At 72.5% G+C, this 22539-nt stretch carries 24 protein-coding genes; 10 read left to right on the forward strand and 14 right to left on the reverse strand.

Annotation, left to right across the window (positions count from 1 at the left end; genetic code table 11):
- Positions 1-39: 39 nt before the first annotated feature.
- Entirely contained in the window at positions 40-1590 is a 1551-nt protein-coding gene (locus ABZW10_RS05950; protein ID WP_355360571.1) for a histidine decarboxylase, read from the reverse strand.
- A gap of 161 nt (positions 1591-1751) precedes the next feature.
- On the opposite strand from ABZW10_RS05950, the gene ABZW10_RS05955 reads away from it, so the two are divergent.
- Positions 1752-2240 (forward strand): Lrp/AsnC family transcriptional regulator, encoded by a 489-nt coding sequence (locus ABZW10_RS05955; protein ID WP_355360574.1) that lies wholly within the window; start codon positions 1752-1754, stop codon positions 2238-2240.
- A 45-nt stretch (positions 2241-2285) separates the two neighbouring features.
- Here ABZW10_RS05955 and ABZW10_RS05960 read toward each other — a convergent pair whose 3' ends face one another.
- Both ABZW10_RS05960 and ABZW10_RS05965 read right to left on the reverse strand, forming a co-directional pair.
- The gene (locus ABZW10_RS05960; protein ID WP_355360577.1) at positions 2286-3128 is read right to left on the reverse strand and encodes an isocitrate lyase/phosphoenolpyruvate mutase family protein; all 843 of its coding nucleotides are present in this window, start codon (positions 3126-3128) and stop codon (positions 2286-2288) included.
- Complete coding sequence (locus ABZW10_RS05965; RefSeq protein ID WP_355360580.1) at positions 3125-4570, reverse strand: hypothetical protein; 1446 nt, start codon at positions 4568-4570, stop codon at positions 3125-3127. Before ABZW10_RS05965 ends, ABZW10_RS05960 begins: the two co-directional genes overlap by 4 nt.
- Positions 4571-4635: 65 nt before the next feature.
- Between ABZW10_RS05965 and ABZW10_RS05970 the strand changes: the two genes are divergently transcribed.
- Positions 4636-5340, forward strand: coding sequence for a winged helix-turn-helix domain-containing protein (locus ABZW10_RS05970; protein WP_355360583.1), 705 nt, complete (start codon positions 4636-4638; stop codon positions 5338-5340).
- 44 nt (positions 5341-5384) lie between these two features.
- On the opposite strand, the gene ABZW10_RS05975 is transcribed toward ABZW10_RS05970, so the two are convergent.
- From ABZW10_RS05975 to ABZW10_RS06015, 9 genes are all read right to left on the reverse strand, one after another.
- A complete protein-coding gene (locus ABZW10_RS05975; RefSeq protein ID WP_355360586.1) occupies positions 5385-5903 on the reverse strand; it encodes a DinB family protein in 519 nt (172 codons plus the stop codon).
- On the reverse strand, positions 5900-6703 hold the full coding sequence (locus ABZW10_RS05980) for a VOC family protein (RefSeq protein WP_355360589.1): 804 nt from the start codon (positions 6701-6703) through the stop codon (positions 5900-5902). The genes ABZW10_RS05975 and ABZW10_RS05980 overlap by 4 nt, the downstream gene beginning before the upstream one ends.
- Before the next feature lie 173 nt (positions 6704-6876).
- Complete coding sequence (locus ABZW10_RS05985; RefSeq protein ID WP_355360592.1) at positions 6877-9417, reverse strand: terpene synthase family protein; 2541 nt, start codon at positions 9415-9417, stop codon at positions 6877-6879.
- Between the two features lie 140 nt (positions 9418-9557).
- Positions 9558-10907: a hypothetical protein gene (locus ABZW10_RS05990; protein WP_355360595.1), complete on the reverse strand. Its 1350-nt coding sequence runs from the start codon at positions 10905-10907 to the stop codon at positions 9558-9560.
- A 5-nt stretch (positions 10908-10912) separates the two neighbouring features.
- A complete protein-coding gene (locus tag ABZW10_RS05995; RefSeq protein WP_355360598.1) occupies positions 10913-12874 on the reverse strand; it encodes a hypothetical protein in 1962 nt (653 codons plus the stop codon).
- Entirely contained in the window at positions 12871-13671 is an 801-nt protein-coding gene (locus ABZW10_RS06000; protein ID WP_355360601.1) for a TIR domain-containing protein, read from the reverse strand. Before ABZW10_RS06000 ends, ABZW10_RS05995 begins: the two co-directional genes overlap by 4 nt.
- Positions 13672-13771: 100 nt before the next feature.
- Positions 13772-15139 carry a helix-turn-helix transcriptional regulator gene (locus ABZW10_RS06005; protein ID WP_355360604.1) on the reverse strand — a complete coding sequence of 456 codons (1368 nt, stop codon included), beginning with the start codon at positions 15137-15139 and terminating at the stop codon, positions 13772-13774.
- Between the two features lie 163 nt (positions 15140-15302).
- Complete coding sequence (locus ABZW10_RS06010; protein WP_355360607.1) at positions 15303-15536, reverse strand: hypothetical protein; 234 nt, start codon at positions 15534-15536, stop codon at positions 15303-15305.
- 142 nt (positions 15537-15678) lie between these two features.
- On the reverse strand, positions 15679-16014 hold the full coding sequence (locus ABZW10_RS06015) for a hypothetical protein (RefSeq protein ID WP_355360610.1): 336 nt from the start codon (positions 16012-16014) through the stop codon (positions 15679-15681).
- 169 nt (positions 16015-16183) lie between these two features.
- Here ABZW10_RS06015 and ABZW10_RS06020 point away from each other — a divergent pair, with 169 nt between their 5' ends.
- The 5 genes from ABZW10_RS06020 (at position 16184) to ABZW10_RS06040 (ending at position 19001) form a co-directional block, all read left to right on the forward strand.
- Positions 16184-17131 carry a helix-turn-helix transcriptional regulator gene (locus tag ABZW10_RS06020; protein ID WP_355360613.1) on the forward strand — a complete coding sequence of 316 codons (948 nt, stop codon included), beginning with the start codon at positions 16184-16186 and terminating at the stop codon, positions 17129-17131.
- Positions 17094-17225 (forward strand): DUF397 domain-containing protein, encoded by a 132-nt coding sequence (locus tag ABZW10_RS06025; protein WP_355360616.1) that lies wholly within the window; start codon positions 17094-17096, stop codon positions 17223-17225. The genes ABZW10_RS06020 and ABZW10_RS06025 overlap by 38 nt, the downstream gene beginning before the upstream one ends.
- Positions 17226-17239: 14 nt before the next feature.
- A complete protein-coding gene (locus tag ABZW10_RS06030; RefSeq protein WP_355360619.1) occupies positions 17240-18406 on the forward strand; it encodes an AAA family ATPase in 1167 nt (388 codons plus the stop codon).
- Between the two features lie 106 nt (positions 18407-18512).
- Positions 18513-18698 (forward strand): hypothetical protein, encoded by a 186-nt coding sequence (locus ABZW10_RS06035; protein WP_355360622.1) that lies wholly within the window; start codon positions 18513-18515, stop codon positions 18696-18698.
- Positions 18699-18794: 96 nt separating this feature from the next.
- On the forward strand, positions 18795-19001 hold the full coding sequence (locus ABZW10_RS06040) for a DUF397 domain-containing protein (protein WP_355360625.1): 207 nt from the start codon (positions 18795-18797) through the stop codon (positions 18999-19001).
- A gap of 17 nt (positions 19002-19018) precedes the next feature.
- On the opposite strand, the gene ABZW10_RS06045 is transcribed toward ABZW10_RS06040, so the two are convergent.
- Positions 19019-20287, reverse strand: coding sequence for a VanZ family protein (locus tag ABZW10_RS06045; RefSeq protein ID WP_355360628.1), 1269 nt, complete (start codon positions 20285-20287; stop codon positions 19019-19021).
- Between the two features lie 348 nt (positions 20288-20635).
- Between ABZW10_RS06045 and cyaB the strand changes: the two genes are divergently transcribed.
- A complete protein-coding gene (gene cyaB, locus ABZW10_RS06050; RefSeq protein ID WP_355360631.1) occupies positions 20636-21193 on the forward strand; it encodes a class IV adenylate cyclase in 558 nt (185 codons plus the stop codon).
- On the opposite strand, the gene ABZW10_RS06055 is transcribed toward cyaB, so the two are convergent.
- Positions 21135-21332 (reverse strand): type II toxin-antitoxin system VapB family antitoxin, encoded by a 198-nt coding sequence (locus ABZW10_RS06055; RefSeq protein ID WP_355360634.1) that lies wholly within the window; start codon positions 21330-21332, stop codon positions 21135-21137. The two genes, cyaB and ABZW10_RS06055, sit on opposite strands and share 59 nt — an antisense overlap.
- 172 nt (positions 21333-21504) lie before the next feature.
- On the opposite strand from ABZW10_RS06055, the gene ABZW10_RS06060 reads away from it, so the two are divergent.
- Together ABZW10_RS06060 and ABZW10_RS06065 are read left to right on the forward strand one after the other, a co-directional pair.
- Positions 21505-22125, forward strand: coding sequence for an HhH-GPD-type base excision DNA repair protein (locus ABZW10_RS06060; protein ID WP_355360637.1), 621 nt, complete (start codon positions 21505-21507; stop codon positions 22123-22125).
- A gap of 61 nt (positions 22126-22186) precedes the next feature.
- Positions 22187-22462, forward strand: a complete 276-nt coding sequence (locus ABZW10_RS06065) for a DUF2087 domain-containing protein (RefSeq protein WP_355360640.1) — start codon at positions 22187-22189, stop codon at positions 22460-22462.
- The last annotated feature ends 77 nt before the right edge of the window (positions 22463-22539 follow it).

Here is a 22539-nt window from a genome sequence, read left to right on the forward strand (position 1 = left end):
GGGCGGCAGGGGCCGACGTGCTGGCCCAGCGGGTGCCGGTCAGGCCGGGGTGGCGAGGATGACCGGGTCGCGGGCGAGGTCGGACAGCAGGGCGTCCAGCTTGGCGCGGTCCACCGAGGGCATCAGGAAGACGTGCACGTAGCCGCGCAGGGTCGTCGGGTCGCCGGGGGTGGTCAGGACGTTCTCGCAGGACAGCGACCACTTGGCGACCAGGTCGGCACTGGGCTTGCGGAACCGCACGGTGATCGCGCCGGGGGTGCGGGCCGGCCAGAGTTCGACGCCGGTCTCCGCCTCCAGCTCGTGGAGCCGGCGCTCCAGGTAGCCGGCCAGCTCCTGGGAGCGGCGGATCCGCTCGACCTGGTCGCGGTAGGAGTGCCGGGAGAGGTGGTCCCAGAGCACCAGCGGGGAGAAGCCGTTGCGGGAGCCGGCGAAGGTGCTGTCCGGCGCGCCGATGTACTCGGGCCGGGTCGGCGGTTCGAGCTGGTACTTGGCCTTCGTCATGAAGACGCCGCAGGGCCACGGCACGCCGGCCCACTTGTGGCCGCTCATCGCGATCGACGCGACGAGGTCGACGTCCTCGCCGGTCCGGTTCGGAAGGGTGAGGCCGAAGTCGAACTCGGGTGTCCCGGTGGCGGGTTCGGGCGCCCAGCCGTACGCCGCCGGGTCGTCGGCCGCCATCCGCAGGAAGGGGGCGTACCCGGCGCCGAGCGCGCCGTCGACGTGGATCCAGAAGCCCCGGCGCTCGTCACCGCCGCCGGCGGGCAGCAGACCGTGGCGCTCGAAGACCGGCAGCAGCCGCTCGCACGCGCCCCGGACGTCGTCGTGGGCGCCCTTGAACGTGCTTCCCAGGTTGAAGTTGACGAAGATCGGGTGGCCCTTGGCCGCGAAGAACTCCACCAGGACCGCCAGCGCGTCCACGTCGACGGCGCCGGGCCCGTCCCAGGAGTGGCCGGACGGCCCGGGCAGCGAGGGCACCTCGGCGGGCCAGTCGCCGCCGAGCGGGCACTCGCCCGGGTAGTCCGCCGTGCCCACCGCGTGGAAGGTGTCCACGCCCAGCACCCGGACGGCCTTGGCGAAGGAGTAGTGGGTGTCCTCCGAGTAGAACGCGACCGGGCGGGGCGCGCCGGGGCGGGTCAGGTAGTCGCGGGCGTTCCAGAGGGCGTACATGTTGCCCTCGGTGGAGCCCATGGAGAGCATGTAGCCCCAGTACGACTCGGGGTCGGCCGGGTCGTAGGAGCGCCCGGCGTGCCAGAGTCGCGCGTAGTAGTCGAGCACCGCGCGCTCGACGATCTTGGTGTTGGGCTTGTAGCCGCCGCTCTGGAACGGGTCGCCGAGGTTGTTGATGTTGCTCAGCATGAAGCGGGCGAGGTCGAGGGCGCTGCCCGCGAGCTCCTGGGTGGCCTGGTAGCCGACCAGGTGCCGGCGCTTGCGCGTCAGGTACCCGTCCATCCGGTCGAGGGCGCGCAGCCGCTCGCCGTCGGTGAGGCCTTCGGCGGGTATCGCGAAGTCCCCGCTCTCGGGCTCCGCGTCGATGTGCACCGGGGCGGCGGCGGTACGGACCGGCACGACGGGGGCGGTGGTCGGGCTCATGGGTGCGGCGCTCCGGGTTCACTGGGGACGGGGTCGGCCCAGGGCCGCTCACTCGAAAGGATGGAACTTTCCACCATTCGAGCGAAAGCGTTCCGCAGAAGATTCGGAAACAGGCACCCTTGCCTTGCGGATCTGCGACCCGGTCGGGGACTCTGACCCGCGTGCCGAATTTTCCGCAGGCCCACCGGGCGCCCATCGACGACATCGACCGCGCGATCCTGCGCGTCCTCGCCAAGAACGCCCGCACGCCCAACAACGCGCTCGCCGAGTCCGTCGGCATCGCGCCCTCGACCTGTCTGGCGCGGGTGCGCGCGCTGCGCGAGCGCGGCGTCATCCGCGCCTTCCGTACCGAGATCGACCCCGCGGCGATCGGGCTGCCGCTGCAGGCGATGATCTCGGTACGGCTCCGGGCGCACACCCGCGAACAGAACGAGAGCTTCCGGAGCACCGCCCCCGACCTGCCGGGTGTGCTCGCGGTGTTCCACATGGCCGGGTCCGACGACTACCTGCTGCACGTCGGCGTGGCCGGCCCGGAGGAGCTGCGCGACTTCGTCGTGGACCACCTCACCACCCACCCCGCGGTGGCGCAGACCCGGACCAACCTGATCTTCGAGCAGATACCGGGCCGCCGGTACCTGACCAACGGCTGACCCCGGCCGATCGCCCCCGCTACCGCCCGCCCCTGCCGCCCGCCGCTACCGCCCGTCGGCGTACAGGGCCTGGACGGCGGCGTAGCCGGGGGTGCCGCCGGAGGCGTGCACCGCCGAGGTCCCGGAGCGGATGGCGAGGGCCGTCGAGACGGCGGCGGCGAGGCCGGTGCGGTAGAGGTACGAGCCCAGGCTGACCCGGGCGACGCCGAGCGCCGCGAGTTCGGGGAGGGTGGGGCCGGTCGGGGTCCAGAGGATGTTCAGCGGCCGGGCGAGGCCGGCGCAGAGCCGCTCGATGGCCGCCGGATCGGTCAGGCCGGGGACGAACAGGCCGTCGGCGCCCGCCAGTTGGTAGGCGTCGAGACGGCGGTCGGTCTCCTCGGCGGGGCCGGACAGGGCCAGCCAGTGGGAGTCGGTGCGGGCGTTGACGAACAGGGCCGGGACGGCGGCCTTGATCGCGGCGATCTTGGCGGCGTGCACCGCGGTCGGGGTGAGCGTGCCGTCCGGGCGACCGTCCTCCAGGTTGATGCCGACGACCCCGGCCTCCACCAACTCGACGGCGTACGCGGCGACTTCGGCCGGATCGTCGCTGAAGCCGTTCTCCACGTCGACGGAGAGCAGGTAGCGCCCGGAACGGCCGAGCCTGCGGGCCAGTCGGAGCGTCTCGTCCCGGGTGGCCGCGGCGCCGTCGGGCAGCCCGGCCGCCGCCGCGACGCCGAGGCTGGTGGTGCCGACGGCCTCGAAGCCCTGCTCGGCGAGAACGGCGGCGGAGGCGTGGTCCCAGGCGTTGGGGAGCAGCAGCGGCTCGCCGGGGCGGCGGTGCAGGGCGGCGAACGGGGTGTCCAGCAGGACGTGGTTCATCGGGGCGGGGCTCAGCAGGGCGCGGCTCATCGGGGCGTGGTCCTCTCGTGCGGGCGGAGGTCGCCGACGGCGTTCGCGTAGTACGCGGACTCGGCGACGTGGAAGGCGATCCGGCGGAACGACCAGCCGGTTCCGGGCGAGCGGTCGAGCTGGTCGGGGTCGAGCGCGGCGAGGCGGGCGGACCAGATCCGGGCGAGCCGGGTGAGCCGGCTGCGGGCCTCGTCCAGGTCGGCCGGGGTGAACGGCGCGAGGTCGGCGGGGGTGGTGACGGCGGAGGCGTGCCAGTGGTCGGGCCGGGTCGGTTCACCGGCCAGCCGGGCCTCCAACTCCGCCAGGTGGTCGAGGAGATGGTCGGTGACCCGGCGGATCGCCTTGTGCGGGGTGTACGTCCGGCCGTCGGCGGTGACCGGGCGGCCGTCCCACCCGGTCCACGTCTCGGCGAGGGCGAGCACGTGCTCGACCATGGCGGGCACGAGCCCCACGGGGTCGCGGTCGTCGGTGGCCGGAACGGGCTCGGCCGCGAACGCCCCGGCCGCCGAAGCCTCGCCCTCGGACGCCCCACCGTCGGACGCCCCACCGTCGGCCGGCGGGACGGCCGAGGCGCCGTGCAGGATGCCGGCCGCCACGGCGAGCGCGTGCGTCCGGCCGGGGCAGAGTCTCGGCGGGGCGCCGAAGGTCAGCGGCGGCAGGTCGGGGCGGTCGGCCTGGGCGGCGGCGACGTCGAGCAGCACGTCCGCCCCGGCCGGCACGGGCACCCCGCCCACCTCGGTCGGCCGGGCGGCGCGGCGGCGCATCGTCCGCACGGGCGGGTCGTGCCGCAGCGCGGCGCCGAGCGGATCCGCCCTCCCGGCCCCGGCCGCCCGCGCGTGCTCCACCAGGGTGGCGGTGGCGTCGCAGGCCTGGACGAGCAGTCCGATCCGGTTGGCCGCGCGTTCCACGCCCTCGGCGTCCTCGGCGTCCTCGGCGTCCTCGGCGTCCTCGGCGTCCTCGGCGTCCTCGGCGTCCTCGGCGTCCTCGGCGTCCCCCGCGTGTTCGCTCCCCGGGAGCATCCGGGGCAGCAGCCAGGCGACCGCCGCGTCGGCCTCCGGGTCCTCGGGCCGCTCCACGAAGTACGACCGCGCGACCACCCCGACGGCCCGCGCCACCGCCTCCGGCTCCGCCAGCCCGAGCGCGTGCGCGAGGACCCGGACCGCCCGCCCCCGGACGTCCGCCTCGAACCCGGCCGCCGCGGCCAGGCGCAGCGCGTCCGGGTCGAGCCCGGCGAGGTCCGCCTCGACGAAGGCCCGCCGGACGGCGTGCCGCTCGCCCGTGCTGAACCGGGCCACCGTGGCGCGCAGCCAGGCCATGCCGCCGACCGGCCCGGACTCGGCGGGCGGCGGCACCAGCGCCGGATCGGCGAGCGCGGCGGTCACGTCCTCGTACCGGGTGAAGGAGAGCACGGCAACGGCGGCGGAAGCGGTGGGATCGGCCATGTCCGCCACGCTAGGACCGAAACGTTTCGGCCTCCGCCGAACCGTGTCCGCGGCACCATGGACCCATGTCCCTCGCCCACCTCGCCGCTCTGCTCGCCGATCCGACCCGCGCCGCGTTCTGCACGGCCCTGCTCGACGGCCGCGCCTGGACCGCCGGTGAGCTGGCCCGGCACGCCGGGGTGGCGCCGTCCACGGCGAGCGAGCACCTGTCCCGGCTGATCGCCGGCGGTCTGCTGGCCGAGGACCGCCAGGGCCGGCACCGGTACGTCCGGCTGGCCGGCCCGCAGGCCGCCACCCTGATCGAGGACCTGGCGTCCTTCCCGCTCCCGGCCGGACCGGGAGAGCGGCCCTCCTCCCCCGTCCCCGGCTCCCTGCGCGAGGCCACCCGGACCAGCGCCGAGGCCCGCGCCCGCACCTGCTACGACCACCTGGCCGGCCGCCTGGGCGTGGCCGTCCGCGACGCCGCCCTCGCCCGCGGCCTGGTGGCGGACGAGGACGGCCCTACTCTCACCGACCGCGGCCGGTCCTGGCTGGCCGACCTGGGCGTGGAACTGCCGCCCCGGGCCGGACGCTCCGGCGGCCGTCCGGTGGTCCGCACCTGCCTGGACTGGACGGAGCGGCGCAGCCATCTGGGCGGCGCGTTCGGCGCGGTGCTCTGCCGGACGGCGCTGGACCGGGCCTGGGTCGAGCGGATCGGCTCCGGCCGCGCCCTGCGGGTGACCCCGGACGGCGACCGCGCCCTGCGCGACCTCCTCGGCGTCACGCTCTGAGCGGCCGAGCCGCGCCGGGCCCTCGAACCCTCCACGTCCCCTGCTCAGCCCATCGTCTTCGCCCCGTCCAGCGCCTCCCGGATGATGTCGGCGTGCCCGGCGTGCTGCGCCGTCTCGGCGATGACGTGCAGCAGCACCCGCCGCACCGACCAGACGGCCCCGGGCTCGAACCACGGCGCCTGCGGCAGCGCATGGACCCGGTCGAGGTCCGGCAGGCTCGCCACCAGCGCGTCCGTCTCGGCGGCCACCCGCTCGTAGCCGGCGAGCAGCCCGGCCAGGGTCTCGCCCTCGGCCATCCGGAACTGCGCCTGCCAGTCCGCCCGTCCGCCCGGTTCGGCCCTCATCGCCTCCGCGCCGCCCACCACGAACCGCATCCAGCGCGCCTCCGTCCCGCTGACGTGCTTGATCAGCCCGCCCAGGCACAGCTCGCTGACCGTGGTGCGCAGCGCGGCCTGCTCGTCGGTGAGGTCGCGGACGGTGTGCCGCAGGAAGCCCCGGTGCTTGTCCAGCGTCTGCAGCAGGTCGGCCCGCTCGCCGTGCGGCACGGCACCGCCGGAGGTCACTCCGCCACCAGGCCCGGCACGTCCCCGGACGTCTTCCCGAGGTCGATCACGCCGAACGCCGCCCCCTGCTGGTCGCCGACGGCCGCGAACCGGCCGAACGGGCTGTCCATCGGGCCGAAGTACAGCTTCCCGCCCCGCTCGGTGATCTTGGCGATCGTCGCGTCGCAGTCGTCCACCGCGAAGTACACGCTGACGTAGTTCGGCGCCTCGGGCGGCAGGTCCTTCGGGCCCGCCTGCATCCGGCCGAGCACCGGTTGCTCCCGGACGTGGAAGATCTTGTAGTCGACCTGCCCGGAGTCCATCCGCTTCACGGCGTACGGGAAGACGGCGGGGAAGAAGCCGTCCGCGGCGGCCCCGTCGCGGGTGATCACCTCGGCCCAGGTGTAGGCACCCGGCGCGCCCTGCTTCTCGAAGCCCTCGTGGGTGCCGGCCTGCCAGACGCCGAAGACGACGCCCGCCGGGTCCTTGGCGATCACCATCGAGCCGAACTCGCCGACCGCCATCGGGCCCATCAGCACCTCGCCGCCGTTGCCGCGGATCTTCTCGGCGGTGCCGGCGGCGTCGGGCGAGGCGAGGTAGAGGCACCAGGCGGAGACCGCCTCGCCCTCCTGGTTCGGCATCGGCGGGACGATCGCGGCGACCGCCTTGCCGTCGGAGTAGGCCTGGGTGTAGTTGCCGTACTCGGAGGAGGACTCGCCGAAGGTCCAGCCGAGCACGTCGCCGTAGAACGCCTTGGCGCCCTCCAGGTCGGCGAACATCGCGTCGGCCCAGCAGGGCGTTCCCTCGGGTGGCACAGCCATGACGAAGCCCTCTCGTATGTGACGATCCGCCCCGTTTCGCCACCCTAGCCAGTCCGCCGCCCGTCCGCGCGCGCAGCGCGGCACAACGGCGGCCCGTCGGGGCCGGAACCCCCGACGGACCGCCGCGCACCCTCCGGCCGACCGGCTGCCCGGCCGACCGCCGGGCCGGTTCGCTACCCGACCGCCACCCGGCCGATCGCGCCCGCCGGCGTGGCCGCCGACGTCCCCAGTCCGGTCGGCCGCACCAGCAGCGCGCCCGGCACCCCGCCGCCCGGCTCGACGGCCTCCTCCGCGACGGTGCCCGGCGCCTCGGCCGCCTCCCGCCCGAAGTGCCGCAGCAGGTCCTCCTCGCGGTACCGCCGGCAGCCCTCGTGCCAGCCCAGGATCCCGGCGAGCCAGTTCTCCAGTTCCTTGACGTACCCCGCGATCACCGCCCGCGCCGGCCCGTCCAGCGCGAAGTCCTCGAACAGCACCGGGAACTCCTCGGCCGCCACGTGCCGGAACTGGTCGAGCCGCGCGTGCATGAGGTCGTCGACGATCCGCACCGCCGCCGGGTAGTCGCAGTTGAAGAAGTTCTGCACCACCAGGACGGCGTTGTGCACCTCGCCCTCGAACTCGATCTCCTTCTGGTACGAGAACAGGTCGTTCATCATGCAGGCGTAGTCGGCGGCCGCGTTCTCCAGCGAACGCATCGGGCCGCTGACGTAGACCCCGGCCGGTACGACGGCCCCGTGCGCCAGCCGGGCGAGGCTCATCGTGAGCTCGGAGCCGAAGGTGGCCCGGCGCATCTCCAGGTAGTCGACCGGGTCCGGGATCCGGTTCTGCACCTGGTTGTTGAGCTCCCAGATCCAGCTCAGCGTCATCGTGACGACGGCCTCGCGCAGCTTGCCGCGCGCCTCGGTGGTCATCGGCCCGGCGGTCCGCTCCCAGAGGTCGGCCAGCCCGCGCTCCAGCGCGGTGAGCGGCTCCGCCCCCGGCTCACCGTCGACCGGCATGAGCAGCTGGAACCGCTCGTGCGCGGCCTTGGCGCCGGCCAGGTCGCCGGTCCGGCCGAACGCCACCGGGAAGTAGTCGTCCGCGTACGTGCCCCAGGCCAACCAGTCGGTGGTGAGGTCGAGTTGGTCGGAGCTGGCGTCCGGGTGGATGCCGGCCGCGCAGAGCGCCAGGTCGTAGTCGGCCATGCTCTCGGCGGTCCACACACCCGCGGTCGGGTCGTCCGGCCGGATCTCCAGCAGGCCCGTCCGGCCCGCCCAGTCGAGGGTGTGCAGTCGCGAGGACTCCAGGTAGGGGCTCAGCTGGACCTTGAACGGCAGCCGGAACTCGGGCAGTTGCGACGGCCCGACGGCCTGGAACGGCACGTGCGCGTGCGACCGCGCCCGCCGCACCCCGGGGTCGACGTCCCCGCGCGAACCCCCGACCGGACCGGTCCCGGGCGACTCCAGCGACGCGCCCGAACCCGTCGCCCCCAGCCCGAGGGCCCCGGGAGCCCCGATCCCGAGCGCCCCCAGCAGCGCGGCCACCGGCGACTCCCCGACGGTCGGCGCCCAGGCCTTCGTCACCGGCCCGGACCGGCTCAACGAGCCCAGCTCGTCGGCCAGGTCGTCCAGGGCGCCGTTCGACTTCAGCACGTCCAGCGCCGAGGTGCCGACCCCGCCGATCGCGAACGGGTCCCACCAGGTGGCCCCGCCCGCCCCCGCCGTGCCCGACGCGTCCGCCGCCGCCCCGCCGTCGTTCATGTACCGGCTGGACCGCAGGTGCCACTCGTGCCCGCCGGCCTGCCAGTCCTGCAGCCCCTTCACGTAGGCCAGCACCCCGGCGCAGCCCTCCGGGTCCAGCCCGGTGTCCGTGAACAGCTGCGGCAGCTCGGTGACGACGGTGTTCTCGAACTGCTGGAGGCGCGAGGTGAGCAGGTCGTTGACGGCCTCGGCCGCCTCCTGCGTCGTGCACTCCAGGAACTTCTCCAGCACCAGGACGCCGTTGCTGAGCTCGCCCTCGTCCTCCACCTCGCGCTGGTACGAGAACAGGTCGTTGCGCAGGTGGACGCCGTCCGAGAAGGCGTCCATCAGCACCCGCAGCGGCCGCGAGCCGGACACCGCCGCCGGCACCTCCGCCCCGGCCGCGTACTCGATCAACCCGGCCGACCAGGGCGCACCGCCCACCTTGCGGCGCATCTCGATGTACTCGACGGGGTTGGCGACCCGGCCCGCGTTGATGTTGGCGAGCTCCCAGAGCGACTCGTTGAGCAGGTTCCGGGTGCTCTCCGCGAACCGCACCCGCCAGTCCTCGCCCATCGCCGGCACGGTCCGCCGCCACAGGTCGGCGAGCCCGGCCTCGACCGGGTTGGTGGGCTCGGGCACGGCCGCGTCCGGGTCGGCCGGCATGAACAGCGGCAGCCGGTCCAGGTACGCCTTGCCGCCCACCCGGTCGTTGGTCCGCTTGAAGACCTCCAGGAAGTGGTCGTCGAAGAAGAACACCCAGACGTACCAGTCGGTGACCAGCGCCAGCGCCTCGGCGGACGCGTCGGGGTGGGTGTAGGCGCAGAGCAGTCCGTAGTCGTGGGCGTCCAGATCCGCTTGCGTCCAGACCCCCGACCCTTCCAGCATGCCCATCTCCCGGGCCCATCCGGAGGAATGGGCCCGGGCCTGGTCGAGATGCGGGTTGAGCCGCGCCGGGTGCGGCACGTAGAAGGACGGCAGTTCGAACGGCTGGGACACCGGGCGAGCCTTTCTGGACGCGTCGACAAGGCCGACTCAGCTTTACCCGAGTTGAACGATCTCAGCCGGAGAACCGGAACAGTCATATGAGATTTACCGACCCACTCGAACATCTGCCCAACTCGCCACCCCCGACTAGATCATTCGTGCGACTGGTCGGCCCCACCCCACCCTTCCTCGGTCCCGCCCCCCGCCCCCCGCGGATCCCCGTTGACGGAACCGCGCAGCACCTCCCACGCCGAGGTCACCGGCCCGGACTCGGCCTCGCCCCCACCCTGCGGCTGCACCGGCCCCACCACGAACACCCGCTGCCCCGGCACCCCACCGGGCGCGTCCGGCGGCGCCGCGTCCGGCGAAGGCTCTGCCGCGCCCCCGTCATCGTCCCCGAGAGTCGCCCGGATCCGCGCCGCCTCCTCGGGCCGGCCCGCCGCCTCGGTGATCCGGGCCACCCGGTGGGCGTAGACCTTCTGCTCATCGGCCTGCGCGAGCTTGATGTCGCGCATCAGGTTGTTCAACGGGCCGATCACCGAAGGCTCCTGGTTCTGCGGCCGCACCGGGCCGAACACCGGCTCCCCGCCGAACACCGGCCCCGGAGCTCCGGCCGAACCGCCGCCCGCGGCCGCCATCGGCGCGACACCGTTCAAGAACGGCACCTCATCCGCCCGCCCTGCGGCCGGCGCCACCAAGTGCTCGTACAGCAGGTCCACCGCCTGGTCGTTGGCCGCCGCCGCGAGCTGCGCCAGCGGTCCGATCATGTCGACCGCCCCCCGCACCTCCTCGTCGTTCCGCGACAGCCACCACACCACCGCGCTGCCGGGCGTCTTGAGCACGTCCTCACCGAGGTACGTGCGCTTGCTCCGCTCGTACCTCCGCTCCTGCTCCCAGATCTCCTCCGCCTTGCGGACCTCCGCGAGCTTCTCCAGTCGTCGGCGGTCCGCCTCCGGCAGTTCCAGACCGACCTGCCCGGCCATCGCGACCACGATCCCGTAGCCGTCCGGGCTCGGCGTACCGAGCACACCGTCCAACTGGTGCCGGACCAGCTCCGGCCGCCCGGGGTGCTCGCGCTCGGTGACGGCCCTGGCGCGGGCCAGCACCGCGTCGATCGCCAGACTGCCCGGCGCGGCGTGGGCGACACCGCCCGGGTTTCCCAACTCCCGGAACCACACCGTCGCGGAGAACAGGAAGTCGTAGTCCGGCACCGCGCTCGGCAGGGCCACACCCGTCACCGAGGTCGACCGGAAAGGCTGCTCGACCGGCGGCTCCGGAACCGGCGGCGGAATGTAGGGCGGCACCGGTGCGGCGGCCTGCGGAGGCGGAACCACCGGCGGGACCTCGGGCCGCACCCGCGCCACCGAGGTCAGCAGCACCACCGCCACCACCGCCGCGGACGCCGACGACCAGAGCCAGGCCGGCCATCCCATCCCCAGCCCCAGCGCCGCGGGCACCACCCCGGCAGCGACGGCCAGCGCCGCCGTGCGCGTCTTCTCCATGGAGCTCACCTGGTCCTCTCCTCGGACCGCAGCGCCTGAACCGGGTCGTCCGGCTCGATGCCCTGCGCGATGTCGATCTTCTGCCAGAAGCGCGACGCCACCTCGGCCCGCGCGGACCGCTCGTCCCGTGGGCCGTCGACGGCCCACGCGTGTGCGGTCAGGTACAGCGCGGTCAGCCGCTCCGGCCGCGCCTCGGCGGCCTCCACCAGCACGTCCAGCAGCCGCTCACCGGCCTGCGGCTCCACCCGGGCGGCCGTCAGCCACCGCTGCACCGCTTCCTCCCACTGCTCCCGCCGGGCCACCGCCAGGACCTTGGCCCAGGTGGCGGCCAGCGCGTCGTCCGGCACCGTACGCCGGGGCGGCGGCTCACCCACCAGCTCCAGGAAGAGCCGGACGTCGGCCAGGCAAGTTTCTTCGGCGGTCAGCCCGGCCCAGAACCGGGCGAGCAACTTCAGGTACAGCCGTCGGTCCTGCCGCACGAGCTCGTACAGCGTCTCGCACACCTCTGCCGGTCCCCTCACACCGGTTCGACGCGCGAGGTGATGCAGTCGGACGAGTGCCTGGTCCGGGTGTCTACGGGCCATAACCTGGCCGCAGGCCCGGGCCAGTACGCTGGCCAGGCCCGACGATGCCGATCCGGTCGCCCACTCATAGATCTTGGACCGGAAACCGGCGCCGTACCGCTCGTGTTCGAGACCGAGCCTGAGTACCGTCATCGCTTCGTCCGCCCGCCGGGGGTCGGAGGCCCACTTCTCCGCAAACCCATGGAGCACTCGCCAGTCGGCTACCCGCAGGCTCTGTTCGGTGAAGCGTTCGACCAGCAGCTGCCGGTCCGCCGTCCCGAGCGCGGGGTGCGGCGCTCGCACGGCGTCCTCCACCCACCGGCCGAGCCCCTCCCGCAGCCCGGGGAAGTACGTCCAGAAGTGCGTGCGGACGGCGGCGTCGTACGCCAGAGCCGCGAAGCGGATCCGGCCGCGCGCGTCGACCTCCAGCGACGGCAGTGCCTTGAGCCGCTCGGCCAGGTCGGCCCGCTCCAGCAGCGGCTTCTCGTCCGGGGTGTGCGGGACGAGGCCGAGCAGCTGGTCGGCGTGATGGAAGACCGCGTCCGCGGAGGCACCGGCCAACATCGCGGCCGACAGCAGCAGCGCGCGCTGCGGGCCCGACTCCAGGGCGGCGACCCGCTGTGCCACCTCCCCTGCACGGTCGCTCAGCGCGCTCAGCGCCTGGCTGATCCAGTCGGAAGCCGGTCCGGTCGGCGCGGTCGTCCTCGCCTGGGCCACGAAGCCGGCGAATCGCTGCACGTCGCGCATGGCGAATTCGCGCAGGTTTTCCGTGAGTTCGGCCCCACGAAGGTCGTCCGGAGCCAACCAGACCTGGGAGCCAGCCAAGTGCCTTCGGAGCACCGCAAGTTCCCGCGGCCGATCGATTCGGACCACCAACTGCTGGAGCGCGGAGAGCAGTTCCTGCCCGCCCGACGGAAGGACGACAACCATGCGGGCGCCGGCCTGTTCCACCCTGGCCCAGTAGCCGTACAGATGCTGCTGGATCGCTTCGTAGTCCTCCTCGGCGATGCCGGAGAGGTCCAGCAGCAGCCGATGACCCGCCTCCGGAGCCGTCTTGTCCTCGTCCTTGGAGGAGAAGGAGAGTTCGACGAACGACGTCGTCGTACCTTCCACCCTGTGCAGCAGCATCACCGCGGCCGTTCGCCGACCGCTGCCGGGAGGTCCGGTCAACAGGACGGTGGTGCCGGGCTTCTCCAGCCGCTTCTGGGCCTCGCCGAAACCGGGCGGCGGAACGAACCGCCCCTGCAACCAGCGGCGGTGTTCAAGGGCCACCTGGGCCGGGTCCACCTTGGGCCGGGGTACCTGGAATTCGGCGGCGCTGTAGAGGACGAACTGCGGCCCCGACCCGGTGTGGGTCGGCCCCCGCGCCTCTTCGATCCGGGTACCGCCCTCGCCGTCCGTCACCGGTCCCGGTCCTCGCGCTCCGCCCGGCGGCCGTCGGACCACTGCTGCGCCGTCCCCCGCTCGACGTAGTTGCCGCCGAAGCTGCCGCCGTCGCCGTTGAAGTGCACGCCGCCGCTGCGCAGGTCGTTGTGCTGCGGCCCGTCCCCGGTGTGCACCGGACCACTGGCGTTGTTGATGAACGTCCCCACGTCCCCTCCGACGTTGCCGATGCCGCCGCTCTGGCGGTGCGTGTAGTCCCGGGCCTGGACGACGCTGCCGTCCACCCGGCCGACCCGGTTGCGCACGTCGCCGCCGGCGTCCGCGCTGCGCGCGATCTCCCGCTGCGCCTCGGCGAGCCGGGGCACCGCCTCGGCGAGGTCGTCGCCGATCCGGGCGAGGTCGCCGTCCGCGTTGCGGGTGTCCAGCCGGCGGTACTGGCAGTCGGCCAGCTCGGCCAGCTCCGGCGGCAGCTCGTGCCGGTTGAGCCGGGTGGCCCGGCCGATCAGCACGGGGACGACGAGGGCGCCGCTCTCGAAGGCCTCGACGATCTCCCGCCGGGTCCAGTCCTCGGGGTCGTCGAGCGCCCGGGAGCCGTCGGCGGTGCGGGCGTCGGCCCAGCGGTCGCCGATGACGGCGATCAGTACGCTGCTGCGGCGCACGGCGGTGAGGAGTTCCTGCGGGAAGCGGCGACCGATCTTGATCGACTTACTGGCGCGGAACACCCGCTCGCTGCCGAACCGCCGGGAGAGCTCGCGTTCGATCATGGCGGCGCCGGTGTCCTCGTCGCTGCTGCGGTAGTTCACGAAGATGTCGGGCATGGCGGAAACACCTCTCCGGTGAAGGGGATGCCGGTGAACGGCCGGGTCGGCCGGGGTGGCCGGGTCGGGTCGGCGCCGGGGAAGCGCGACGGCGGGGTCCTCAGGACCTGGGGTGGAGTGCGGCGGCGAGCGCCGGCTGGAGGTCCCGGACGGCCGGGTCGGCCCGGAAGCGGGAGAGCTCGCGGTCCAGCCGGGCGACGTCGGTAGCGATCGTCGCCGATCGCAACCCGGTCACCAGCGGCAGCAGTTCGGCGGCGATCGCGCACGCGTGCGCGGCCTCGCCGGCCGCCGCGTGGGCGAGGGCGCGCCGCAGGCCGTACCGGGCGCGGGTGCGCACGGCGTGCGCGGGGATCCCGGCGCACTCGCGGTCGAGCACCTCGGCGGCCTGGGCGGGGCGGCCGAGGTCGTACAGGCACCAGCCGGTGACCATGGCGGCCGGGTCGGCGAGGTTGCTGGTGCCGAGCACCGGTCCGCCGCCACCCCCGTCGGCGGCGGACCGGTCGAACAGCTCGCGCGCCCGGTCGAGGCTGCGCAGGCTGGCGGTGTGGTCGCCGGCCAGGGCGTGGCCCTGGGCCTCCCGCTGGGCGGCGAGGCCGCGGATGCGCGGCGGCAGGCGGCCGTCCCGGGCGACGGGGTCGACCAGGCCCACGGTGGCGGCGGCGTCGCCCGCGTAGAAGGTGACGAGGGCGCGCCGGACGAGGGTGTACGAGCCGAGGTCCCGGTCGTCGCCGCCCTCGGCCAGCTCGACGGCGCGGGCGGTCCACCAGAGCGCGGACGGGTTGTCGCCGGCCTCCTGGGCCATCCACCCGGCGAACTCGGCGTACCGCGCGGCGAGGCCGAGCAGCCGGACGCGGGCCACCGTGTCGGCCTGGAGGGCGAGTTCGCGCAGGGTGTGGGTCTGCACGGTGAGCATGGGCAGCAGCAGGGCGGGGTCGGTGCTCTGGCCGAGCAGGCGCATCTGCTCGAACTGGGCGCGGAAGATCTCCGTCGGCGAGACGTCCGGCCGGGACACCTCCCAGGCCCCTTGCACCCCTTGCGCCCCCTGCACCTCCTGCGCCACCGCCCGGCCCGCTCCGGCCGCCCCCGCGACGCCCAGCCCCAGCACGGACGTCGCACCCGCGGCGAGCAGTTGGCGCCGCCCGAGGCCGCCGGGCCAGCGGACGCCGTCGCGGTCGACCCGCAGGAGTACGGACTCCTCGTCGGCCGCGATGTCGCCCGCCCCCGTTCCGCGCCCGGCGGGGCCTTCGGGCGGCGCCAGTCTCTCCAGCTCGCCGCCGGCGCCCAGTTGGGCGTCGCAGCGGCGGGCCAGGTCGGGCGGCGGGACCTTCTGCCCGCGTTCGATCTTGCTGAGGTGACCCTTGCTGTAGTTGAGCAGCTCCGCGAGCCGGGTGAGCGTCAGCCCGGCCGCGAGCCGCCGCCTGCGCAGCTCGGGGCCGAACTCACTCGCGGGCGAACTGGACATGCGCATGCCAACCCCCTCCTCGGGAACCACCCGGTCACCTGTCGTCGTCCCGGGACCGGAAGCGGACTCTCCCCTGCTTCCGCCAAGAATGGTGGCACGCGCATCGGCGGGCCGAACGGGGAATGCGGGCGTTTCCCGTTTCCTCTTTTCCGCCGTGCCGACAAATTGGCTACTCGCCTTGCGGACAAACCGAGTTCGCCGGGTCGGCCTCCCCTCCTCGTCGCCTCCTTTCCCAGGCCGGAATACCGATCATCAGTGCGACGGAGTTCACCGCCCACCACGCCAGCCGACGCATGCCGGGCCGCCCGGGATCCACCAGCAGCGCGGCGAGGGCCGAGAGCCCGACGGAGGCGGCGACGATCAGCAGGACAGCGCACACCTCCGTCCGGACGTGTGGCTTCACGCCCGAAGCCCCTTACGGGCCGGGCCGACCGGGGGAAGCTTGATGCCAACGGCCGCGAGCGCGGCCCGGATCCCCTCGAACACGGCTGCGGCACACCGCCGTTCGGGCTCGACCGGCCGTCCGAGGATGCTCACGCGACCGTTCACTCCCCCTGCACGCCGTCGGCCCGGACGAGCCACCGGGGGTCGGCCTCCCACTCGATGCCACCCTTCCGGGGGCGCAGGTGGACCTTGCCGCGCTGCTCGCCCATGAACACGCCCCACCGAGCGGTACGGGCGTCGAACACGACCTCGCCCTGCTGGGCGGGGCGGTAGGGGCGAGCCGGGGCGACGGGGCGGGGGACGGCGGCGGGAGCGGCGGGCAGCAGGTCGGCGCTGCGGAAGCGGGCCTCGGGGACGGCGTCGCCACAGCGGGGGCAGCGGCACGGGGGGAAGTTGCGTTCGATGACGATCGAGGGGGCTTCCTGATTGCTGGTCATATTAGTTCTCCTGTCATTCGCTGACGATCCACATCCGCTATCGAAAATGAGAGCGGGTGGGTTTCCCGGAATCGGTTGCGAAATGAGTCTCGACCTGTGAGCGTTGGGTAACCAAGCGATTCCACAAGAGACTTCAGGCGTTCTTGACGCCGGGGAGAGGTGGGGGACGATGGCCCGCCGCAAGGTCGAGCCCGGAGACCGCCCCAGGCAGTGGGGTGATGAGCTGGCGTTCTGGAGGAAGGCGGCCGGCCTGAGCCAGGAGGAGCTGGCCCAGATCGTGAACATGCATCAGACACGGGTCTCCCAGTTCGAGCTGGGCAAGGCCTTCCCGGTTCGACGAGACGTCGAGCTGTTCGACGCGGCGGTGGGAGCGGGCGGCCAACTCGTCCGCAGCTTCGAGCTCGTGGCGCCCTACATTCGGGACTACTATCCCGACTGGTTCGAGGAGTTCACCCGCTCAGAGCTGAAGGCCAGGATTGTCCGCGAGCTGCAAGCCGGACGTATCTCCGGCCTGTTCCAGACCGAGGACTACATGCGCACCCTGTTCACCGCACAGGTGCCGAATCGCACTCCGGATGAGATCGACACCATGGTTCAGCGCCGAGTGGAACGGCAGAAGCGCGTGATCTGGTCCACAGCCCCGCCCCGCGTCCTGGTCATCCAGGAGCAAGCAACCCTGGAGAGGACCGTCGGCGGCCCCGCGGTCATGTTCGGCCAACTCCAGCATCTGCTCACCGTCATGCAGCTCCCGCACGTCACCGTGCAGGTTCTGCCCTTCTCCGCGACGGAGGTGATCCGCATGCAGGAAATGATGATGCTTGACACAATCGACGGCCGCCGACGCGTCTACTCGGAGAGCATCAACCGTGGCCACTTCATCGACGAAGAGGTCGAGGTGGACCTCTGGGACGCTGTCTATGATCGGGCCAGAGCCGCGGCCTTGTCGGTGTCGGAGTCGGTCGACCTGATCAGCCGCATCATGAGAGGACTGTCGAACCATGTCCGAGGCCATCGATCTGTCGACCGCACGCTGGTACAAGAGCAGCTACTCCGAGGGGAACGGCGGCGGCTGCATCGAGGTGGCCCCCGGCTACCCCCGCACCGTCCCCGTCCGTGACAGCAAGGATCCCCATGGCCCGTCCCTCACCTTCACCTCCACTGCCTGGGCTTCCTTCGTCACCGGTGTCCGCACCGGCGACTTCGACGCCTAAGAAGGAGTCCGGGGATGTACATCACTCAACTGAGGATCTCCGAGATCCTCGGATTCCGTGGCCCCCGCAATGTTGACCTCAGCTTCGAACGCCCCGACGGCACTCATGCGGGTTGGACCGTCCTCGCCGGACGCAACGGCTCCGGCAAAACCTCCATTCTCCGCTGTATCGCGCTGGCGGCCATCGGGCCCGAGGCCACCAGATTTGTCACACCGAACCCCTGGGCCTCTTCCGAGGGGGAGATCGCAATCCACGCTACGAGCAGCCGGGCGCTCCTCGTCGCGGGTTACGGACCGTTCCGCCGCCTCTCGTCAAGCATCTCGCTCAGCCCGGCCACGGCCGGAATTCCCGAGGAAATCCACGCCAGCCGCAGGGTCGCCACTCTCTTCAATGAGGAGGCGACTCTGGTCGAAGGGATGGCCTGGCTCCTCAACCTCCATCTCCAGCGTCTGGAGAAGCGCCCCGGTGCCAGCGGTCTTCTCAACACCGTCCTCTCCCTGCTCGGCGACGGGCTTCTCCCTGACGGGTACCGAATCTCCCGAGTGGACTCCCGAGGCCTTTGGGTCGTGAACGGGGACGGACACTTTCCCCTCGGCGAGATGAGCGCCGGCTACCGCAGCGTCACCGCGCTCGTCCTCAACCTCGTCCACAGCCTTCACGACGTCCACCGCGACCTGGATGTCGGCCGCTCCAAGATCGCCAAGAAGACCATCCTCAACCCGGGCGTGGTGCTGATCGACGAGATCGACGCCCACCTCCACATCTCCTGGCAGAAGCGGATCGGCGGCTGGCTCAAGGCCCACTTCCCGAACATCCAGTTCATCGTGACCACCCACAGCCCGTACGCCTGCCAGGCTGCCGACCCGGGCGGCCTCATCCGCCTCGCCGGCCCCGGCGAGGAGCGCTCCCCCGAGGTCGTCGGCCAGGACCTCTACCAACGCATCATCTACGGCAGCGGCGACGACGCGGCACTGTCCGAACTCTTCGGTCTCGATTCCCCCTACTCACCGGCCGCCGACGAGCTCCGCCACGAGCTGATCGCACTCGAAGAGGCCGTGTTCGCGGGTACCGCCACCAAGCGCCAGACCGCTCGCTACCACGAGCTTGCCGGGATCCTGTCGAGTTCCAGCACCGCCCGGGTCGACGAAGTGGCCGCGCGCCTCAGCGGTGGCGGCAAGTGATCCCACTCCAGCGCTCACCGATCGACAACAGGTTCCAGTCCCGCCTCACCCGGGCGTCCAGCCCGATCCTGGCGGCCCCGGCCAACACGGACCTGGCCCGCGAGCGGTGGAAGCGGGCTCGGACCGTCCGCCGCGACCTGAAGTCCCCAAGGGCGAGGCCACGATCGAGGTCTTCGGCCTCCAGCGCCCGGTCCTCCAGCAGGGCCGCGCCCGTGCCTACGTCCGCTGCCGCTCGATGCTCCGCGACTGGCTGCTCCAGTCCGAATCCGGCGACCTCACCGAAGCCTCCTAGGTCCTCGACTCTTTTCGGACCCGAGGTCACCACCGCCCTACGTCGTATCCGAGCCGTGGCGCTCCCAGCCGCTCCACTCCCGTGAGGACTGATCCGATGCCCCAGACCGCAGCCCTCTCCCCGTGGCGCAAGAGCAGTTACTCCGGCGGCAACGGCGGAAACTGCATCGAGGTGGCCCCCGGCTACCCCCACACCGTCCCCGTCCGTGACAGCAAGGACCCGGACGGCCCCGCCCTCACCTTCACCCCCGCCGCCTGGGCCTCCTTCCTCACCGCCCTCCGCACCGGCGACTTCGACGCCTGACACTCCCAACTACTCGTCTAGGTCGTGACAACGGCACCGGTGACAGCATCGACGAGGGTGACGAGGAGCCCGGCCTGCTGCTGGCTCGCCGGCCTCTCCATGCGGATCACCCAGCACGGATGCCACGTGCCGCTGCGGTCGGCCTGGGCAAGCAGTTCTGCGCTGGTCACGACGAACCCGGGATTCACCGCGGTCGCGGTGTTGCGCGCGGTCTCCTCGACCACGGTTGTCCTGGGAAGGGCCGGGGGTTCGACATGCCGGGCAGAGAACGAACTGATCTGCCCGTTCCCCGTGACGAGCAGGTCGAGGCGCATCGGCATGAGGACACCGTCGATGCGGGAGCGCCACTGAACCGTCCTGGCCCCACCTGAGTGCGGCTGGGGGTCGATGCGGGTGTAGCCACCCGTGAGGGCCCAGGGAAAGTGGTTTTGCGCGAACCGGGTCGCCGAGAAGGCCGCTGCGTCATCAGTGATCTCCCCCGGGGCTTGGCCGGGAAGTGGCCCGACGAGCCCGGAGACCGGCTCGCCGCCGGGCCAGGCCAGGGTGAGACTGCCCGCTGCGCCAGTGACGCTGACGGTGCCGGGCTGTTCGAAGGAGCCGCGGACGTACTGGACGGAGGTGACTTCGGCACCCGGGCCGAAGAAGTCCTGGAAGGCCTTGGCCGCCCCGGCCCGGGTGTTCTCCGTGGCATCGGCGGGGACGACGGTCACGAACGGCACGGTGGCGGCCACGATGACGGCGGTCCCTCCGCAGAGGGCGAGTGATCCACGCGCCAGGTCCCGCCTGGCGGTGACCGGTGACATGCCGCTCCGCCCCCGGATCAAGAGGAACGCCAGGCCACAACCGGCCGCTACCCCGAGGGCGTTGTCCCACAGGTCGGCGGTGTCGCAGCTACGGCCAACGCCCGGCGTGACGGCCTGGATCGCTTCGACGGCAGCGGCGAGCAGGATCAGGGCGACCCCGGCGCCGACGGGGCGCCGCACGAGGAGGGTCGCGAAGAAGGCCGCCGGGACGAAGAGGGCTACGTTCATGAGCCCCTGGGTGGTCGACATCGCCGCGATGAGGTCACGTTGGACCGTGCATATCAGGGGCGCCGGTGCACCGGAGCGGATGGGGTAGAGCGTGGCGACGAGAACGAGGGCGGTGCACGCCCCAGCAAGCGCGGACAGCAGGACCGGGGCGGAACGCCGCCTGGCGATGACCGCAGCAAGGGCGGCGGAGACTGTCAGAGTGACGAGGACCGCCCATAACAGCCCGGTCTGATTGTCAAAGATGGCGCGGATCATGCTGGTTGCGCTCCGGTGGGGTGGCACGGCGGGTGGGTCCGGACGCCGGAGCGCCGGTCCCACCGTGACGGCAGACAACTTCCCTTAGATGATGACGGACCGTCAGCTCGCGTAGGGCCAGGTTACGGCTCGGATTGCGGACCGACCGGGCCGCGCGGCGCTGGAAGCAGGCGGAGGCCTCCTACCGCTGGTGGGACGATCGAGGGCGTCCCGGTCAGGAGCGCTTCGGCCCGACGATCAAACCGACCGGCCGGACGTCGTGGCTCGACTCCCCCGACACCCCTGTTCCACAATGGGGTTGACCGCTGGTCTGTACCGTCCGCACAACAGACAAGGGGCCTGAGCGCCGTGCAGTACATCGAGGTCGAGCAGAAGTTCCGACTCCTCAGCCCCTCCGCCGAGTTGAAGGCTCAGCTCACCGCCCTCGGCGCGACGCCGGGCCGGCCGGCACGGCAGGTCGACACGTACTACAACGCGCCGCACCGGGACTTCCTCGACAACGACGTCGTCTCCGAGTGGCTGCGCGTGCGGGTCGAGGACGGGGCGGGGGCGTCGGTCAACTTCAAGCGGTTCCATCCCATCGCGTCGCCGGTCAAGACGCACTGCGACGAGTACGAGAGCAGCATCGGCGACGCCGAGGCGGTCAGGCGGCTGCTCGGCTCGCTCGACTTCGCGGAGCTGACCGTCGTCGACAAGACCCGCGAGGAGTGGCACGTCGACGGGATCGCCGTCGCCTTCGACAGCGTGGCCGGCCTCGGCGACTTCGTCGAGTTCGAGTTCAAGGGCGACGCCGACACGGTCGACCAGGCCACCTCCCACCTGGAGGCGTTCATCGCCGCCCTGGACATCAAGCTCGGCGACCGGATCCACCTCGGCTACCCCCACATGACCCTCGGTCTGGAGTAGCCGACGGCGCCGGCTGCCTCCGCGCGACCAGCACCTCGCGCAGGGCCTTCTCCACCGTCTCGGCCGGTGTCGCCGTACCCAGTACCCGGGCTGCTTGCGCGAGCAGCCCGTCGTCCAGATCGAGTGCGGTTCGACTCACCCGTTCACCACCCGCCTTTCCACCGCCAGTGTTTCCGGACCGGATAGTTCCGCCGACGAACCACCGCCTGGTTCCAAGGAATCACCGGGTCATGGCGTGTTGACGCGGCCGCCTCACCCCCCGTCCAGCAGACTGGGCGCGACCCGAGTCCACGCTTCGAGGAGGCCATCCGATGAACGTCACCGTGCGGCTCGCGCAGCAGCCCCAGGCCGACGAACTGCTCGGCCGGAGCCCGCTCGCCGCGCTCGTCGGGATGCTGCTGGACCAGCAGGTGCCAATGGAGTGGGCGTTCACCGGGCCGCTCACGATCGCGCAGCGGCTGGGGCACGAGGACCTCGACGCGCACGAGATCGCCACCTACAACCCGGAGGAGTTCGTCGCGCTGTTGTGCGAGAAACCGGCCGTGCACCGGTATCCGGCGGCGATGGCGAAGCGGGTGCAGCAGCTCTGCCAGTTCCTGGTGGCGCAGTACGACGGGGACGCCGGCGCTCTGTGGAAGGACGTGGCGACCGGGCGCGAACTGCTCAGCCGGCTCAACGCCCTTCCGGGGTTCGGGAAGCAGAAGTCGCAGATCTTCCTCGCGCTGCTCGGCAAGCAGTACGGCGTGCGGCCGGAGGGCTGGCGGGAGGCGGCCGGGGTGTACGGCGAGGAGGGGGCGTTCCGTTCGGTCGCGGACATCACCGGGCCGGATTCGCTGGAGCAGGTGCGCGCCACCAAGCAGGAGGTGAAGCGCGCCGCCAAGGAGGAGAAGGCCGCGAAGGAGGCCCAGGCGAAGGCCAAGGCCCGGGTCTGACACCACGGTCGGGCGCCGAAAACCCGTTGCCCGCCGCCGCCCCGCGCGCGACGCTCGGGGCATGACCGATGCCGCCGTCGCCCCCGCCGTGTCCGCGCTGTTCGCCCCCGACGGCCGGCTGATCGCCGTACCCCGCCGTGCCGCCCGCCGCGAGCAGCTGCTCGACCACCTCACCCGGACGCTCTTCGAGCCGGACCGCTCCTACACCGAGCGCGAGGTCAACGACGTGCTGCGGACGGTCCACGACGACTTCCCGGCCCTGCGCCGCTACCTCGTCGAGGGGCGGCTCCTCACCCGCGCCCAGGACGGCAGCAGCTACCGGCGCGCCGACGCCTGAGGACTCCCCCGGTGCGCACACGAGAGGCCCCGGTCGCGCACACACCGCGCGACCGGGGCCTCCGTACGATCCCGGCG

Origin of the sequence: Kitasatospora sp. NPDC004723 (genome assembly GCF_040609255.1) — a bacterium.
Classification (GTDB): domain Bacteria; phylum Actinomycetota; class Actinomycetes; order Streptomycetales; family Streptomycetaceae; genus Kitasatospora.

Excerpts from the sequence above, each read along its gene's own strand:
- ABZW10_RS05950 (WP_355360571.1), bottom strand. The coding sequence starts at position 1,590 with ATGAGCCCGACCACCGCCCCCGTCGTGCCGGTCCGTACCGCCGCCGCC.
- ABZW10_RS05960 (WP_355360577.1), bottom strand. The coding sequence starts at position 3,128 with ATGAGCCGCGCCCTGCTGAGCCCCGCCCCGATGAACCACGTCCTGCTG.
- ABZW10_RS05965 (WP_355360580.1), bottom strand. The coding sequence starts at position 4,570 with ATGGCCGATCCCACCGCTTCCGCCGCCGTTGCCGTGCTCTCCTTCACC.
- ABZW10_RS05970 (WP_355360583.1), top strand. The coding sequence starts at position 4,636 with ATGTCCCTCGCCCACCTCGCCGCTCTGCTCGCCGATCCGACCCGCGCC.
- ABZW10_RS05980 (WP_355360589.1), bottom strand. The coding sequence starts at position 6,703 with ATGGCTGTGCCACCCGAGGGAACGCCCTGCTGGGCCGACGCGATGTTC.
- ABZW10_RS05990 (WP_355360595.1), bottom strand. The coding sequence starts at position 10,907 with ATGGAGAAGACGCGCACGGCGGCGCTGGCCGTCGCTGCCGGGGTGGTG.
- ABZW10_RS06000 (WP_355360601.1), bottom strand. The coding sequence starts at position 13,671 with ATGCCCGACATCTTCGTGAACTACCGCAGCAGCGACGAGGACACCGGC.
- ABZW10_RS06005 (WP_355360604.1), bottom strand. The coding sequence starts at position 15,139 with ATGCGCATGTCCAGTTCGCCCGCGAGTGAGTTCGGCCCCGAGCTGCGC.
- ABZW10_RS06015 (WP_355360610.1), bottom strand. The coding sequence starts at position 16,014 with ATGACCAGCAATCAGGAAGCCCCCTCGATCGTCATCGAACGCAACTTC.
- ABZW10_RS06020 (WP_355360613.1), top strand. The coding sequence starts at position 16,184 with ATGGCCCGCCGCAAGGTCGAGCCCGGAGACCGCCCCAGGCAGTGGGGT.
- ABZW10_RS06030 (WP_355360619.1), top strand. The coding sequence starts at position 17,240 with ATGTACATCACTCAACTGAGGATCTCCGAGATCCTCGGATTCCGTGGC.
- ABZW10_RS06040 (WP_355360625.1), top strand. The coding sequence starts at position 18,795 with ATGCCCCAGACCGCAGCCCTCTCCCCGTGGCGCAAGAGCAGTTACTCC.
- ABZW10_RS06045 (WP_355360628.1), bottom strand. The coding sequence starts at position 20,287 with ATGATCCGCGCCATCTTTGACAATCAGACCGGGCTGTTATGGGCGGTC.
- ABZW10_RS06060 (WP_355360637.1), top strand. The coding sequence starts at position 21,505 with ATGAACGTCACCGTGCGGCTCGCGCAGCAGCCCCAGGCCGACGAACTG.
- ABZW10_RS06065 (WP_355360640.1), top strand. The coding sequence starts at position 22,187 with ATGACCGATGCCGCCGTCGCCCCCGCCGTGTCCGCGCTGTTCGCCCCC.